Raw genomic sequence first — 15,935 nt, 5'->3', positions numbered from 1 at the left:
ACTTAAGAAGACTCTATATGACTAGCAAACTTGATCAATTAAAAACATTCACCGATGTCGTTGCCGATACTGGCGATATAGAAGCCATTGAAAAATTTAAACCCATGGATGCCACTACCAATCCGTCGCTATTATTAAAAGCTGCGCAACTACCGCAATATGCAGCACTGGTGATAGAGGCAAAGGCATGGGCAGCACAACAAGGCGGTGACTCTACCCAGCAGCTGGCAAATTGCAGCGACAAGCTTGCCGTAGCGATTGGCTGCGAGATTTTAAAAATAATCCCAGGCCGCATTTCCACAGAAGTCGATTCGCGCTTGTCATTTGATACCCACGCTACAGTCGAAAAAGCACGTCGTCTGATTCAATTGTATGCTGATGCGGGCATAGGCCGTGAACGGGTTCTGATAAAAATTGCCGCTACTTGGGAAGGCATAAAAGCCGCTGAGATTCTTGAAAAAGAAGCTATCAATTGTAATTTAACCCTGCTGTTTGGCTTTGCCCAAGCTGCGGCCTGTGCCGATGCCGGCGTATTTTTAATATCCCCCTTTGTTGGCAGAATACTGGATTGGTATAAAGCCAATAGCGATAAAACCGAGTACGAAGCACACGAAGACCCCGGCGTTATCTCTGTCACCCAAATTTATAACTTTTACAAACAACACGGCTATAAGACCGTGGTAATGGGCGCCAGCTTTCGCAATACCGGTGAAATTGAACAACTAGCGGGTTGTGATCGCTTAACTATCAGCCCACAATTACTTGAACAGCTCAGCAATGACAACTCCCCACTTGAGCGCAAGCTTAGCGCTGAACATAACGGTGAGGTAATTGCCAAACCGGATAACAGCGAAGCAGGGTTTCGCTGGGCAATGAATGAAGATGCTATGGCCACGGAAAAATTAGCTGAAGGCATTCGCAACTTCACTATCGACCAAATTAAACTTGAAGAATTACTAAAAGATTAATTAAGGAAACAATGTGCTAGATAAAATTAAACTCTTTTTTTCACAACAACTAACGATTGAAGAAAGCAGTAACGAAACCGAACAACTGCAACTGGCAGCGGCGGCCTTATTAATTGAATTAAGCAAGGCCGACTATCAGCGTGATGCATTAGAGCATCAAGCTATTGAGTCAGCACTCAAAAAATGCTTCCAACTAGACAGCCAGCAGTTGCAAGAGGTCATCGCGTTAGCCGAAGAAGAAAATGAACAAGCCACTTCATTATTTCAATTCACCACTCTAATTAAGGACAACTATTCTCCCGAGCAACGCTTTGAATTAGTGAAAATGTTATGGCAAGTCGCAATCGCGGATGGGGAAATCAGCAAATACGAAGATCACTTGATTCGCAAAGTTGCTGATCTTATTTACCTGCCTCACAGCGAATTTATTAAAGCGAAATTGGCAGTGATGGGGAGCTAGTCGTTATTAACCCCAAGCAGACCTGACTCTAACCTCTCTAGCGTCTGACCTCAAAGTGTAGTGCATGTAGTAGATTAGGGGAAAAAGGGCATTGAATCCGCTTCCTAAGAGATAGCTGGATAGAGTAAGTTGCCCTCCTCTCCTGTCAATAATAATAAAAACAGGCTACCTAAATCTCTTAATTTGGGATCGATACCATGGTCAAAGAAATTGAAGCACAAGTTGCCTTTGCGAAACCTGCTGACGTGGTTGATGATTTGCAGCGTAAAGGCATGTTGCGCGCTACTGCCCACCCTATTGATGCAGATCAACAAGAAGCATTTGAACTAAAGCCCTGCCGGCTACGAGATTGGTCTGCACCTTCAGAAAGTAAATTAAATTTAGAAACGATGGGCTTTGATCATATCGAATTACCCTCAAATGCGTTATTACAAAACACTCTGGAAAATGTCCGACTAGCAGGGAAGATTTCACGAGTTGAAGCGTCAATTATTCGTAAGCAGCTAAAAGGTCGCTCATTTAAGCTCTCCAGCGGTAAGCGGTTGCGGTTATTATTTATTGCGGCTGAAGGTTTTATCATGCGTAAAGCTGGCCCCAATGGCATGAAGGTTGACCCGGATATCGCTATGTCCGAGATGAATGGTCATGACGGCGCTTTGACAGTCCATGCTGATCAGGATGTGCGTGGAACGCCTTTAAAGCAAATGATGCATGGTGCAGCCCCTGGATATTTCGACACCAGTCACCGGATGGTGCTAATAAAATATCGCCCATTTTTTTAGTCAATGTATGGCTCCCATTGCAGCAGATTACCCGACCACTTACGTTTATGGATCGGCGTACACTAAATAAGAAAAAACATCAGCTGTGTTATTCGCTGCCCACAGAAGACTTCCTTGAACGCGATGAAAGTATCAGCGCGAATGATATATGGGCTTTTCTTCATGATGCTGAACAGCGTTGGTATTTTAACTCTGATTTGGATGCGTCTTCAGCTTATGTGTTTGATACGTTGGGCACACCTCACGGCGCAGTTATTTTACCGGGTGAAGATGTGGCTGAGCAGTACTACTTAAGATTAAATTCCCTTATTGAATCTGTTAAGCGAGGTAATGAAAACGAAATTGATAAACTGATAACCTTCGAACCTGCTGTGCTACCTTCTGATACAACCGCCCCTTTACGTCAGGCAGTGGTCGATATGGAAACCTTATTGCACGATTTCAATCAGTGCCAGGGTGATGTAAAAACTATGGAAGGGTGGCTTGAAAACGCGGGGTTAGCGATGGACAAAGTAGTGCGAAAATCTCTTGAAATGCGAGCGGTTGCCGTAGTTACTCCCGACATTTGGCCGTTTAAATGAGCCGATATATTTTGCATCTCCCGCCACATTCGTTAGCACCGCTGATTGTTTTTTTAAAGTTTTCATCCCAATTAGTGAACCGCTTCCAAGGTTGAAACCAGTGCAGAGAAAGTCTCACGATTATTTTCATTCAAATTCATCAACACGCGATGCGCCTCAATAATTTTACTGCGCACGCAATCTTCGTCGGCAGACACTACGGGCAATTCACCCAAGTCGCCAGCACATTCCTGATCCATCTGCTGGTGAATATCGAATACTTTATTGAATCCCATACTATCGAGTAAGCGAGTGATATTCGGGTTAGGTGAAATAATAATAGGGACGAGCTGATATTTATTTTGCGCCTGTATCGCGAGTTTTGCCATTAGCCCCAGAGAAGTACTATCAATACCTTCAGCATCTGACAAATCAAATAGCACACCAACGAAATCCGGGTAGCTAAACATTTGATTAAAATACTCATCAATGCTGGTACACAACGTCAGGCGCACATCACCCATCATTTTAATGACGAAAGTACCATCGTGTTGGGCAACAAGAATTTTACCGGCCTGCATCTGGCTTACTACCTTTTCGACTGCTTTAGAAAAAGCTTACAACTAAGCTTAAATTCATCTATTTAATTTAATCAATACCACGGCGACTAATCATTAGCACTGCAATATCATCCGGAGCAGATTTAACGGTCTCCAATTCCAGCGCGGCGATAACGCTATCTACGCTCTCAAGCCGCGACTGTAGTCGGCTTAATAAAAACTGCTCCTGCGCCAGCACACCCTTAGCTGGCACGACCTCCAATATACCATCGGTAAATAAGGTCAAAACAAAATTCTCTGGTAGTAATAACGTATTTTCCGTGTACTGCGCCGTAGTAAAAAGCCCTACAGGCATTCCTTCTCCCGGCAAATATTCCGCCTGGCCGTTATGTTCCAGAATCGGTAGCGGTAAATGCCCTGCAACACTGTAGTTCAAGGTATGACTGCTTAAATCAATCACGCCGACGCAGAGCGTGGCATGCTTACCTATTTCAGTATTTAACAAATTGCGATTGGCGACATCCAACATACCCAGTGGCGATAAAATGGTATTGTCACTGCGATGCGTAAAATCACTGCGTTTGCGAGCAAACATATTTTTCAGCAATACCGTCACAAAGGCTGAAGACGCCCCATGCCCTGAAACATCCGCAATAAAAAATACGGCATGCTGATCTCCAACAGTAAAATAATCAACAAAGTCACCGCTCAAATAGGACGATGGCACAATCCGGTGGGTAAAATGATATTCACCAATTTGGGTAGGTCGGGGTAGCATTTTTAATTGCACTTCCCTACCCGCTAACTGATCCTGCTCCAACACCTTCAAATTGCGTTGCAGGTCCCTGTTAAGCTGCTCCAACTCTTCACTGTAACGCGCGTTTTCCAAACGTAGCTGCACTTGTGCCAGACAACGACCCACTGCATAGCCGAGCATTTCCTGATCGACCGGTTTAAGTAAATAATCGCTGGCACCGAAACGTAAAGCTGCGACAACTTCATTCATACCGCCATCCGATGACATCACTATCACCTGAATATCAGTCGCCGCTGCCTGAGTGACTTTAAGCAAACTAGCGCTATCAATACTCGGGGTGCTTAGGTCGCATATCACTACATCAGGCTCGTGCAATTCAAGTAGCGCCAAACCCTGTTCGCCATTTTTCGCTTGATAAACCTGAAAACCTGCCTCTGCTAAATAAGACTGCAGATTGACACGATGATTATCATCGCTATCAATCAACAAAAAGGACTGATTATTGCTCTCCATTAAGCTATCCATTGATTAACGTGCGAGGTGACAATTTCCACCCCATTTCAGCAGGCCCAAGCGCCTTAGACCCAATATCGTGGCGCAGAACACTACTCCTATGACTGCACCGGTGCAAGAGCGAAACTAGTCATTTAAAGGGTAAAAGTTGAATCTATCCGCGCTCTGGATTGACGGGCTAAACTTGTCGTACTATAAAAAGGAAAGAATAATGCTTTGCGGGGGGATGTTATGTCGACGGCCGATAGAAGTTATCAAGAAAAGCGCGACTTTATTCGTATGAAGGTCAGTTCTGCTATGACTATTCTGCATGCGGGTAATGAATACCAAGCCACATGCAGGGACCTCAGTGGTGCCGGGCTACTGGCGGAATGCGAGCAAGCGTTTAACCTTGGCGATGAACTGGAAATAATCATTGCACAGCAAGGCGAAACCCATATGCCTTTTAACGCCATTGTTGAAGTAACACGAGTGGATGGCGACCCTGAAGAGTCTGACAACTATACTCTGGGACTATCCATTAAAACGATCAAAAATTAGTCAACCACTAACCAGATTGGGATTGGGTCGAGGCTGCGGTCATTCAGCCCAGTCCTGTTCACCCCATTCATCCTCATCACCAAAATCATCTTCTATTACACCATCGTTCACCAAATAGACACGCCGCTGTAAATACGCATCGCGAATAAAGGTGTAGCGGTCTCCTGTGATCAACTCCTCGGCCGTAAAAAGTTCGGAACGATCATGGACATTACGAAATACCCAAAACATATTACGTGAGGGGATATGCTCAAGGTTAAGTAAGTAATCCGTATAATTATCAGGAAAACTGCCTATCCCGTCGCGCAGGGTATAGGGGCCAAAAATGGGAACCATTAAATATGGCCCCGTGCCCACCCCCCAGAAACCCATGGTTTGGCCAAAATCTTCTTCATGACGCTCTAAACCCAACGGCGCCGCAACATCAAAAAAACCTAATAAACCAACGGTTGAGTTAATAACAAAACGTCCGCTATCAGCGGCAGCCTGACCAAACTTTAACTGTAATATATCGTTAACGATGGTGGTTACCTCAAGCAGATTGGCAAACATATTGCCGATACCCTGCTCAACAAAGTCTGGCGTAAGCCACCGATAGGTTTTAGCTGCAGGAGTAAGCAAAACGCGATCACCCCACTCATTGAAGGCAAATATTTTGCGGTTCATGGGCTCCCAAGGATCCGGTACTTCCAACTCTCGACGGATTAGCTCAGTCACATAGTCATTCCATGCCACCCAGAACGGCTTATTCTCTGCGTAATTGGAGCTGTCTCTGACCTCAAAATCACTGTCATCAGCAGACCACACCAACGCCGAAAAACCCAGGCATAGCCACACTGTCAGATGCACACCTGAACGGCGTAAGCAATGAATACGAAAATACCCCAATTGTCTCCCCTTACCCATCCCTGAGCATGTACAACACCGGACTCTTTGACAGCAAACATTGCGGCCACGAATTCAACAGTCGGTATTTTATTATCGTCAAAAATTATTGCGCACATTAATCGAAACTGGCAACAGATTCCAGCGTCACAAGCAGTGAATTTAATGCGTCCCCAGAATAATATCCAACGAATGCAGTTGCTGCAGGATTTGCAGACCACCGTCAATGACTATATCAGGGTTAGGGTGCTGCATTTCAGCAGCTATTTGCTCCAGGACTTGCCGCCCAGACCTGGCCTCGGGCTCAGCTAATAACTCCAGTAAACGGGCGGTCACCGAATTGGCTTCCATAAATCCCACGCCATCATCCCGGTTCCGATAAACAATGAGATACGTCGCTTGCTCACCGGCTTGCTGCGGTTGAAAATTAACACCAATTTTATGGACCGGATACTGATAGGCTAACGACCAGGCCAATGGCGATACCATTGGCAAACCAGCCAAGAGGTCCCCATCAGCTGCATACACCAACTCATCAAGATCTTCGCTGGCAACATCCAGTGCCAATTCCACCCATTCATAGTGGGCTAACTCCAGCATATAAGTCGGGTCGCTGGGTTTTAGCTGATACTGCTGCTGTAAATAGAGCAAGAACTCCTGGCTAATCTCCAAAAAATAAGGGCTGTGGCAATGATGGCTCACCATAAACCCCCTCACCAATACATGCCATTGCTCATCTGCGTATAAGCTGCGCAGCACAGGAAAGCCATTACTAATAAAATTTTCAATGTTTTTATAGAACAGCTCCCGGTAGATTTTTAATCGTCGCTGCTCTAACCCATCGGGACCAGCCACCTGTTCCGGGTTGCGAATATGAGACGCCAGTTGACGTTGAACCTGCTCAAGCTGACTGGCTGGCATCAGGCACCGACCTTGGCTACTGACTGCTGACTTTCAGACAACACACCAGCCGCCTGCAGCTGCAACCCGCGAATCATTTCGACTTCCGCCAGCAAATCGACCATCGGCGGAAAATTAAAATCCCGTTCCAGCAACGTCGGCAATGGGCCGCAGTGCTGGTAGGCTGACGCCAGAATTGCCCATACCGGATCAATAACGTCGGCACCATGGGTATCCACCCGCAAGTCCTCGGCTTCATCATAGTGACCAGCGATATGAATATAACGCGCCCGCTGCAAAGGTAAGGATTCTAGAAATTGATAGGCGTCATAGCGATGGTTAATACTATTAACGTAAATATTATTCACATCTAATAACAGGTCACAATCTGCTTCCGTGATAACGGCATTGATAAATTCACTTTCGGACATTTGTTGGTCAGGCGCACAATAGTAAGAGGCGTTCTCTAAGGCAATACGCTGGCCTAACACATCCTGTACCTGTTTGACCCTCGCTACCACATGCTTAACCGCCTCTTCGGTGAAGGGTATTGGCATCAAGTCGTAAAGGTGTCCATCATCACCGCAATAGGTAAGATGCTCGGTATAGATAGGGCAGCCGTGCTCTGCCATAAACGCTTTGATTGATAACAATAAATCCTGATCCAAAGGCGCGATACCACCAATGTTCAATGACAAACCGTGTAAATAGATGGGATATTGTTCTGAGAATTGACGAAATTTTTTCTGTAAGCGGCCGCCGAGGTTGATCCAGTTTTCCGGCGCAACTTCCATAAAATCCAAACTACCTGCCGGCAAATCAATCAATGAATCCATGAGTGAGCGCCGCAAGCCAAGGCCTGCCGTCATTACAGGTAAGTCTGAAGAATATTGAGTCATAAAGCTTCCATGAGTTAGTTCATGGGCTTATCGCAGAAACTGCGAAAGGAAAACGTGAGCGGCCACACTAAGCCGGATGATGACCAGTAATGTCACCGCTGCACGCCCATTATTCAAGTAGCAATATTAGTGAGTACCACCACAAGAGCCCTCTTTACCGGCTTTATCACCACCACACTTACCTTCGCCACATTTACCTTCTTTATCCGCTTTATCGCCGCCGCATTTGCCTTCTTTATCCGCCTTATCGCCGCCGCATTTGCCTTCACCACACTTGCCTTCTTTTTTAGCCTTGTCGCCACCACACTTGCCTTCACCGCATTTGCCCTCATGGGCGCCGTAGTTAGCGAGATCGTAGCCTGAATTCAGCTGCGTCGCGGCGAATGGATTAACTTCCGCCGATGCGATTGGAGCAACGGCTGTTGCCAGAAAAGCAGCTCCTAGCGCTGCTGCTAATTGAGTTTTGTTAGACTTTGACATGTTTCGTTCTCCCGTTGCCCTAAAAAATATAGAAAATTAGTAAAATTCACTACTGTACAACCATGTTACCTGAGGCGATCTAGCCTTTACCGCTTCAGTTTAGCCAACATCGACTGAATTCCAAGCGAAACAGCACAAATGTTGTGCTTGCTATGACCGGTCTATTCACCAGTAGTTCACCAAAGCGTTATAAACAGGGAAAACGTACCAATTTTCTACGTCAGGCTTGCTGCAACCAGTCGAGCAGCAGCGGAAAATGATCTTGCTCACAGTCCTTATGGCGCAGCATATCCAAATGGTTGTAGTCACGTAAATTGCCACCCGCCCGGCTGAGCACCATAAAACGACCGTCATGCGGCCCTAATTCCTGAATAAATTGGCGCACATCGTTGGGGTCACCATAAGCGCGGTCACCCTTGGCGGCAAAATAAAAGCTGGGGGGGAGCTGTTGTTGCTTGATGGCTTCGCCGTAACTAAAACCATCACTGGCATCAAGCCAGTCCGCGCTATCAGACCATTGTAGATATTCTTGATAATTAGCACGGGATTCATTAGTGACCCCCATACGTAAAAACCGCGCGGGTAAGTAGCCATTTAGTGCTAGCAAGAGCCGGCCTAACTTGCGCCACATAAAATTCATTAGTAGTCTTTTACTAGAGTTACTGTTCGTCAACTGTCTTCTGGCGGCAAAATGCGCCATCCGTGCAACCGGCGCATGACGATCACCATAGCGGGCGTAAAAACTGCACATCAACACACTGCCCCAGCCATGACCAATCCATATTTGCGGGGTTTTTCCGCGCTTGCTGACAACTTTTTCAATTAACGCCGGAATATCTTCGGTAATTGCGTGGTGATAACCATAGTCTGAAGTCGCACCGACCAGCGGCCAACTGCGTCCCTTGCCGCGTAAATCCGCAACGAACACATCATACCCTTGACGTGCTAAATAACAGGCCAGACCATTACCATCATCACTAAAAAAAGTAGTGCCGTCTTGCAGGGTAGAGTGCAACATAAACACCGGCGCCCCCAGGGTTTTCTTATCGCGAAAAAAACGGGTAATACTGGCCTGATCCGCTGACGGCAGCGAAACGGTAATGTGTTCGTATTGTAAGGGTTCGGGGTTCGACATAAGGTTTATTTTAGCAGGCTTTGTATGATTAACGAGCACAACATTCTAACTGCGAATATCCAATAGCGATTGCTTCACCAGCTTCCACTGCTCTTTTAATCGCTTTTCAGAAACCGGGTGTAAGGTACCCAACTGCTGGGCAAATAGTGACACCCGATACTCTTCGAGGTTCCAGCGAAACTGTAGTAATAATTCACTGCGCATGGCTGCTTGATGATTATTCTGCCACTCTTTATAAAGTGGCTCACTGAACGCCGTCAATCCCAGCAGCAACTGCTTATCTCTGGCAAAATGTCCCCGCAATTTTTCCAGGCGCTGGCTGATCGCTGTTAAATAACGCGGATACTGTTGTAGCCAGTGCCAGGGGGTATCGGCGACAAAGCCTTTGGCAAATAGCATAGCTAGTTGCTGCTGAATATCGGCAACTGCAAATGCCCAGGCTAATTCATTGGATTTTTTTAATTGCTGACGTATGCCGTTATAGCGATCGACAATATCTGTTAACAAGGCAGCAGCCGCTGTCGCCTCTTCGACTAATTTCGACTTTCCTTGATTGAGCCGTTGCTGAAATTCCTGATCATTTCGTGGTAACGTTTGATCCGCAATAAACACCCGATGAAATACTGCTCTCAACAAATCATCCAACCATTCTTCGCGTTGCTGCCCAATGCCGACAAATTGCAAATTCAAGGTATTCCCACGCAGTAAATCCTTGCGCAAATATTTCAATTGCTGCGGCAACTGCAACATAAATAGCCGCACCAAACCTCTCTCACTTTCGTGCTGCGCCTGTTCAGGGTAATCTTTTAACTCGATAGCGACACTGTCTTTGCAATCAACCAGTGCCGGATAACTGATCACCGTTACCCCCGCTTGCTTAAACTGATATTGATTCGGTAAATCGCCAAAGTCCCATTGTTTAATATTATCGGTATGAAAACGCTGCTGGGTTTGCTCCTGCAACGTCTCAACCACCTGCCCTTGAAAATTAGCCAGTAACTTTTCCAGGTCGCGCCCCTGTCCCAGCTGCTTGCCGTTAGCATCCACCACCCGATAATTCATCCGATAAAAATCATCCAGCAGTTCCGGCTGCCAGCTCTCCATAGGAATAACCACCGCTGCCAACTGTTTTAACTGTCGGGTTAATACTTCCAGCAAGGGCACATCATCGGCTTTAATCTGCGCTAAACATTTATCGACAAACTCCGGTACCGGTACCACTTGTTTACGCAATTGCTTGGGTAGTAATTTGACCAGCGCGATACACTTATCCCGCAGCATGCCAGGGACCAGCCACTCAAAGCGGTGACGCGGCACCCGATTTAACAAACCAATGGGAATAGTCACAGTGACACCATCTGCCCGATGCCCCGGTTCAAAGTGATAACTTAACGCAAAAACCAAATCACCAACGGGCAGACGTGAAGGGAATTGTTGCTCATTTACATCACCCGCGTCGTGACGCATCAAACGCTGCCTGTCGATAAATAACAGTTTAGGTTGCTCGCGTTCAATGCCTTTGCGCCAACTTTCAAAATGCTTGAGGGTAATGAGATCCTGTCCCAAACGCTCCTCATAAAATTGAAATAACTGCTGATCGTCAACCAATATGTCACGGCGCCGCGATTTCGCTTCCAGTGCCTCTACGTCTTTCACCAACTTTTGGTTATGTATAAAAAAGGGGGCTTTGATGGTATTGCTGGTTTTACTGACTCTCCCTTCTACCAAGGCACCGCGAATCAAAATCTCGCGGGATAAACCGCTATCAATCGGGCCGTAGTGCACCCGGTGCCGATCGCGAATCGTCAATCCATACAGACTGGTATTTTCAAAGGCCATTACCCGGCCGTTTTTTTGCTCCCAATGCGGTTCGCTATAGTGACGCTTTAGTAGCTTATCGTTAATACCCAGCAGCCAATCAGGATCAATCATTGCACAGCAGCGTGCATAGACCTGCGAGGTCTCGGTAATTTCTGCGGCCATTATCCATTTCGGTGATTTTTTGAAAATAGCCGATGCAGGAAATATTTTTAGCCGCCGGTTACGAGCACCCAGATATTCACGGTTTTCATCCAGATTGGCGATGTGACTCAGCAAGCCCGCCAATAAAGCCCGATGTACTGCCTCGAAACTGGCCGGCTCTTTATTCTGCTTGTATTGCAGTTCTTTACATACCAAACGCAACTGGTGATGTATATCCCGCCACTCGCGCATGCGCATAAACGACAGAAATTCTTTTTTGCACAGTTTACGCAGTTGGTTTTGAGTCAGTTCCTGACGCTGCTCTTCATAGTACTGCCAAAGATTAACCAGCGTTAAAAAATCCGAATCCTTATGCCAAAAACGGCGGTGTTTTTCATCGGATGCTTGCTGTTTATCCGCTGGCCGCTCGCGCGGGTCCTGAATACTGAGCGCACTGACTATGATTAATATTTCCTGCAAACAATTGTGTTGATTGGCAGCGATCATCATTCGCGCCAAACGTGGATCCACTTGAAAGCGGGTTAAAATTTTACCCACTGCACTCAGTCCACGCTTTTTATCAACCGCCCCCAATTCTTCCAGCAATTTAAAGCCGTCGCCTATCATCCGCCGGTCAGGTGGATCAACAAAAGGAAACTGCTCCACTTCACCTATGCGCATCCCCAGCATTTGCAAAATAACTGCGGCTAGATTGGTGCGTTTTATTTCCGGATCAGTAAATTCCGGACGTAAATTAAAATCATCTTCGTCATAAAGCCGCACACAAATCCCTTCTGCCACCCGACCGCAACGACCTTTACGCTGATTGGCACTGGCCTGCGAGATCGGCTCAATCGGCAAGCGCTGTACTTTAGTACGGTAACTATAGCGACTAATACGCGCGTAGCCGGGATCAACCACATAGCGAATACCGGGCACGGTTAAGGAGGTTTCTGCTACATTGGTCGCCAAAACTATTCTGCGGCCACGGCGTTGCTCAGTCTGAAACACTTTATTTTGTTCGGCATTAGACAGACGGGCGTATAGTGGCAACACTTCGCAGTGTTGCCAGGCACGGGTTTCTTTTTGCAGCTTTCTTAGATGCAATGCGACTTCGCGAATATCCGCTTCGCCACTGAGAAATACCAGCACATCGCCCTGACGATTTTGCCCTGCGGTCGATTCATGTTGCATCAACTCTTCAATCGCCAGTTGAATACTGTGGGTAAGACTGGCGTCCTCGGCCAGTTCATCCATAGGGCGATACCAGGTATCTACTGGATAGGTTCGACCAGAAACCTCAATAATCGGCGCGTCGTCAAAATGCGTAGAGAAACGTTCCAGATCGATGGTGGCAGAGGTAATAATTAATTTTAAATCGGGACGTTTAGACAGGAGTTGCTTGAGATAACCGAGCAAAAAATCAATATTCAGACTGCGCTCATGAGCTTCATCAATAATGATTGTATCGTAGCGGTTCAGATAGCGATCGCGCTGAATTTCCGCCAACAAAATACCATCGGTCATTAATTTTATATGGGTGGTATCGGAGACATGATCAGTAAACCGCACCTGATAACCCACGCCCTCACCCAAGGGAGTTTTTAGCTCATCAGCAATGCGTTGAGCAACGGTTCTGGCCGCCAGGCGTCTAGGCTGGGTATGGCCGATAAAGCCGCTGACGCCGCGCCCTAATTCCAAACAAATTTTTGGCAGTTGCGTGGTTTTTCCTGAACCGGTTTCACCGGCGATGACGACAACCTGATGAGCAGCAATCGCCGCTGCGATCTCATCACGCTTATCGGCAATGGGTAAGGGGGGAAATTCAATAGTAGGTAATTTATCGCGCCGCTGCTCAACCAAGGCTATTGATTGTGCCAACCGGGTCTGAAGATCCTGCAGCTGCTGTTCACTGGCTTGTTTGTCCGCCAAACGTTTTGCCAATGCGTGCAACTTGCGCTGCAAAGGATGACGGTCAAACAACATGCAATGTTTGATTTGATCACGGAGGGAATGAAGGGACTGGTCCACAGGCTACAACAATAAGTCTCGATAAAAAGGGCGAATTATAAACCGGATAAAAACATAAAGGGATTAATTATTGGGACTCAACACCAGGCTCGCCGGCGGCGCTCACCTTAATTCTCGCCGCAAAATTTTACCGACAGCCGATTTGGGTAACTCATCGCGAAACTCAAAATGGCGCGGTACTTTATAGCCGGTCATGCGCTCTTTACAAAACTGCTGTAAATCTTCGACTGCCACGGGTTCGCTAACGACTACAAACATTTTTACCGCTTCGCCGGATTTTTCATCCGCCACACCCACCGCAGCACATTCCACCACTTGCGGGTGCTCGCTCATCACGTCTTCCAACTCATTGGGGTAGACATTAAAGCCCGACACCACAATCATATCTTTCTTGCGGTCGACAATTTTCAAGTAGCCATCAGCTTTCAGAATAGCAATATCTCCGGTGGCAAAAAATCCGTCACTATCCATTACTTCTGCTGTAGCCTCCGGCCGCTGCCAATAGCCTTCCATAACCTGCGGGCCTTTAACACATAATTCACCACGCTCACCCTGAGCTACCTCATTACCACTATCATCGACTAACTTAATCTGGGTATGCGGTACCGCCAAACCAATACTGTCGATTTGATTGCCTTTGCCCGGGTTCACCGTCACAACGGGTGAAGTTTCAGTTAGACCATAGCCTTGATAGACTTCAATGCCGGTCACTCGCTGCCACTGCTGGGCCGCATCAGCCGTCAATGCCATCCCGCCAGAAAGCGTCATTTTTAACCGTGAAAAATCAACGGACTGCATTGCCGGGTTATTGCATAGCGAAACAAATAACGTATTGATGCCGCAAAATGTTGTCATCGGATACCGACGCATCGCTTCTATTAAGGCTTTGGTGTTGCGCGGATCAGGAATCAATACACTATGATTCCCCGACACCAGCATCAACATGCCAGTGGTAAATGAATAAATATGGTACAGCGGCAGTGGCGCCACCATGGTCTCCTGTTGTGACTCAAACCCATAGGAGCTGAACATCGCCATAGATTGGAAGACATTACTCACCAGATTGCGATGACTCAGCATCGCGCCTTTGGCCACCCCGGTAGTGCCACCGGTATATTGCAGCATCGCAACCTGTTCTGAATTGATGGGCATGGGCTGATAGCGGCTGGCATCTGCCATATTCAACGCCGTGCGTAATTTCATACTATTGGGTAAAGATAACGACGGCACCATCCCTTTTAAATATTTTGCCCCCAGATTAATACCGTAGCGCTGCAGCCAGGGGTGAAGATCGGCCAGTTCGGTAACCACCACATAGTTAATGCGGGTATTGGCCACTACTTGCTGCAAAGTGTTAGCTACATTCGCCAATACCACGATAGCCTTGGCGCCAGAATCATTGAGCTGGTGTTCCAGCTCTCGTCCTGAGTAAAGCGGGTTGGTATTCACCACCACCAAACCAGCCATCAAGGCACCGTACAACACCACCGGATACTGAATTAAGTTAGGCAATTGAATGGCGATGCGATCGCCGGGCTGCAGATCGGTGTGCAATTGTAAATAGGCAGCAAAACGCTGTGCCAGTTCACCCAACTGCTGGTAACTCAGTGTATGCCCTAAGCTAGTCACTGCGGGACTGGGGCCAAACTGCTCAACCGCCTGTTGAAACAGCTGCACTAAATGCGTGCCAGCACGCAAGTCCGCCTCAGGATCTATACCCTGTTTAACTAACGCCTGTTGGATAATCGTCGTTTGCATCTGACCCCGAGTTGCCGACAGCGCAGAGTATCTAACTCAGTAGCAATCGTCAAAAGATCAGTTCCGCTGTAATGGGCATCGCTATTGATTAAGCAACTATGGATTAGAGCGCCAGAATAGAATCGTCTACAATGCCGCTTTAATCTCAATAAATTAAGGACCTAATGTGAGCACGCTACAAAATGTAACCTACGACGAAATCACCATCGGCCAAACTGCCAGCTACAGCAAAACCCTGTCTGAAGACGATCTGGTCATGTTTGCTGCGGTATCAGGTGATGTAAATCCCGTGCATTTGGACGCTGAATTTGCCGCCAGCACGATGTTTCAGGAGCGAATTGGCCACGGAGCCTGGACCGGATCAGTTATTTCTGCGGCACTGGCCCTGGAACTGCCGGGACCAGGTACCATTTATCTAGGACAGAGCCTGTCATTTCGTGCCCCGGTTAAAATTGGCGACACCGTCACTGTCGAACTGGAAGTGACCGCCAAGAATGATGCCAAAAAATTTGTCACTCTCAATACCACCGCTATCAACCAACACGGGAAAACGGTAGCTAAAGGCAGCGCCGAAGTGATGGCCCCCACCGAAAAACTGGTCTTGCCAAAACCGGTACTACCTGCCATCACCATTGGCTGAAAATTCACCACCAAGGCGGCTAGCTACCCCTTGGTGGTCCCCATAGACACTTAATGGATAACATTGGCCGTAGTGACAAGCTCTGCCACAGTTTGAAGCAACGCA

The 15,935-nt window shown here is 47.1% G+C and carries 15 protein-coding genes; 6 read left to right on the top strand and 9 right to left on the bottom strand.

The features are described 5' to 3' along the window. Positions 1-17 precede the first annotated feature (17 nt). The 4 genes from tal to UNITIG_RS00420 all read left to right on the top strand — a co-directional run bounded on the left by tal (position 18) and on the right by UNITIG_RS00420 (position 2,791). Positions 18-968 carry a transaldolase gene (gene tal / locus UNITIG_RS00435; RefSeq protein ID WP_101756600.1) on the top strand — a complete coding sequence of 317 codons (951 nt, stop codon included), beginning with the start codon at positions 18-20 and terminating at the stop codon, positions 966-968. Between the two features lie 13 nt (positions 969-981). Further along, positions 982-1,428 carry a TerB family tellurite resistance protein gene (locus UNITIG_RS00430; protein ID WP_101756599.1) on the top strand — a complete coding sequence of 149 codons (447 nt, stop codon included), beginning with the start codon at positions 982-984 and terminating at the stop codon, positions 1,426-1,428. A 197-nt stretch (positions 1,429-1,625) separates the two neighbouring features. After that, entirely contained in the window at positions 1,626-2,210 is a 585-nt protein-coding gene (locus UNITIG_RS00425) for a hypothetical protein (RefSeq protein WP_101756598.1), read from the top strand. 47 nt (positions 2,211-2,257) lie between these two features. After that, positions 2,258-2,791 carry a hypothetical protein gene (locus UNITIG_RS00420; protein ID WP_101756597.1) on the top strand — a complete coding sequence of 178 codons (534 nt, stop codon included), beginning with the start codon at positions 2,258-2,260 and terminating at the stop codon, positions 2,789-2,791. A gap of 71 nt (positions 2,792-2,862) precedes the next feature. Here the strand turns inward: UNITIG_RS00420 and UNITIG_RS00415 are convergent, their stop codons facing one another. Continuing rightward, positions 2,863-3,351, bottom strand: a complete 489-nt coding sequence (locus UNITIG_RS00415) for an STAS domain-containing protein (protein ID WP_101756596.1) — start codon at positions 3,349-3,351, stop codon at positions 2,863-2,865. A 67-nt stretch (positions 3,352-3,418) separates the two neighbouring features. After that, on the bottom strand, positions 3,419-4,600 hold the full coding sequence (locus UNITIG_RS00410) for a PP2C family protein-serine/threonine phosphatase (RefSeq protein ID WP_101756595.1): 1,182 nt from the start codon (positions 4,598-4,600) through the stop codon (positions 3,419-3,421). 231 nt (positions 4,601-4,831) lie between these two features. Between UNITIG_RS00410 and UNITIG_RS00405 the strand changes: the two genes are divergently transcribed. Next, entirely contained in the window at positions 4,832-5,140 is a 309-nt protein-coding gene (locus tag UNITIG_RS00405; RefSeq protein ID WP_101756594.1) for a PilZ domain-containing protein, read from the top strand. Between the two features lie 39 nt (positions 5,141-5,179). Here the strand turns inward: UNITIG_RS00405 and UNITIG_RS00400 are convergent, their stop codons facing one another. The 7 genes from UNITIG_RS00400 to UNITIG_RS00370 form a co-directional block, all read right to left on the bottom strand. Further along, the gene (locus UNITIG_RS00400; protein ID WP_159930997.1) at positions 5,180-6,028 is read right to left on the bottom strand and encodes a VacJ family lipoprotein; all 849 of its coding nucleotides are present in this window, start codon (positions 6,026-6,028) and stop codon (positions 5,180-5,182) included. Between the two features lie 159 nt (positions 6,029-6,187). Next, a complete protein-coding gene (locus UNITIG_RS00395) occupies positions 6,188-6,946 on the bottom strand; it encodes a DUF2063 domain-containing protein (protein WP_101756592.1) in 759 nt (252 codons plus the stop codon). Further along, positions 6,946-7,824 carry a DUF692 domain-containing protein gene (locus UNITIG_RS00390; protein ID WP_101756591.1) on the bottom strand — a complete coding sequence of 293 codons (879 nt, stop codon included), beginning with the start codon at positions 7,822-7,824 and terminating at the stop codon, positions 6,946-6,948. Before UNITIG_RS00390 ends, UNITIG_RS00395 begins: the two co-directional genes overlap by 1 nt. A gap of 126 nt (positions 7,825-7,950) precedes the next feature. Continuing rightward, positions 7,951-8,304, bottom strand: coding sequence for a hypothetical protein (locus tag UNITIG_RS00385; RefSeq protein WP_101756590.1), 354 nt, complete (start codon positions 8,302-8,304; stop codon positions 7,951-7,953). Between the two features lie 220 nt (positions 8,305-8,524). After that, positions 8,525-9,439: an alpha/beta fold hydrolase gene (locus UNITIG_RS00380; RefSeq protein ID WP_101756589.1), complete on the bottom strand. Its 915-nt coding sequence runs from the start codon at positions 9,437-9,439 to the stop codon at positions 8,525-8,527. A 45-nt stretch (positions 9,440-9,484) separates the two neighbouring features. Next, a complete protein-coding gene (hrpA, locus tag UNITIG_RS00375; RefSeq protein WP_101756588.1) occupies positions 9,485-13,432 on the bottom strand; it encodes an ATP-dependent RNA helicase HrpA in 3,948 nt (1,315 codons plus the stop codon). A 102-nt stretch (positions 13,433-13,534) separates the two neighbouring features. Then, positions 13,535-15,190: an AMP-binding protein gene (locus UNITIG_RS00370; RefSeq protein WP_101756587.1), complete on the bottom strand. Its 1,656-nt coding sequence runs from the start codon at positions 15,188-15,190 to the stop codon at positions 13,535-13,537. Positions 15,191-15,356: 166 nt separating this feature from the next. Between UNITIG_RS00370 and UNITIG_RS00365 the strand changes: the two genes are divergently transcribed. After that, the gene (locus tag UNITIG_RS00365) at positions 15,357-15,830 is read left to right on the top strand and encodes a MaoC/PaaZ C-terminal domain-containing protein (protein WP_101756586.1); all 474 of its coding nucleotides are present in this window, start codon (positions 15,357-15,359) and stop codon (positions 15,828-15,830) included. Positions 15,831-15,935: the final 105 nt, after the last annotated feature.

The sequence above is a fragment of the Oceanicoccus sp. KOV_DT_Chl genome (assembly GCF_900120175.1).
GTDB lineage: Bacteria > Pseudomonadota > Gammaproteobacteria > Pseudomonadales > Dasaniaceae > Oceanicoccus.
The sequence above is the reverse complement of the archived record's forward strand: the minus strand, read 5'-3'. Positions and strand labels throughout refer to the sequence as shown.

Bases quoted from the DNA above. Each gene is read 5' to 3' on its own strand.
- tal (WP_101756600.1), top strand. From the start codon at position 18: ATGACTAGCAAACTTGATCAATTAAAAACATTCACCGATGTCGTTGCC.
- UNITIG_RS00425 (WP_101756598.1), top strand. From the start codon at position 1,626: ATGGTCAAAGAAATTGAAGCACAAGTTGCCTTTGCGAAACCTGCTGAC.
- UNITIG_RS00420 (WP_101756597.1), top strand. From the start codon at position 2,258: ATGGATCGGCGTACACTAAATAAGAAAAAACATCAGCTGTGTTATTCG.
- UNITIG_RS00415 (WP_101756596.1), bottom strand. From the start codon at position 3,351: ATGCAGGCCGGTAAAATTCTTGTTGCCCAACACGATGGTACTTTCGTC.
- UNITIG_RS00410 (WP_101756595.1), bottom strand. From the start codon at position 4,600: ATGGAGAGCAATAATCAGTCCTTTTTGTTGATTGATAGCGATGATAAT.
- UNITIG_RS00405 (WP_101756594.1), top strand. From the start codon at position 4,832: ATGTCGACGGCCGATAGAAGTTATCAAGAAAAGCGCGACTTTATTCGT.
- UNITIG_RS00395 (WP_101756592.1), bottom strand. From the start codon at position 6,946: ATGCCAGCCAGTCAGCTTGAGCAGGTTCAACGTCAACTGGCGTCTCAT.
- UNITIG_RS00390 (WP_101756591.1), bottom strand. From the start codon at position 7,824: ATGACTCAATATTCTTCAGACTTACCTGTAATGACGGCAGGCCTTGGC.
- UNITIG_RS00385 (WP_101756590.1), bottom strand. From the start codon at position 8,304: ATGTCAAAGTCTAACAAAACTCAATTAGCAGCAGCGCTAGGAGCTGCT.
- UNITIG_RS00380 (WP_101756589.1), bottom strand. From the start codon at position 9,439: ATGTCGAACCCCGAACCCTTACAATACGAACACATTACCGTTTCGCTG.
- UNITIG_RS00370 (WP_101756587.1), bottom strand. From the start codon at position 15,190: ATGCAAACGACGATTATCCAACAGGCGTTAGTTAAACAGGGTATAGAT.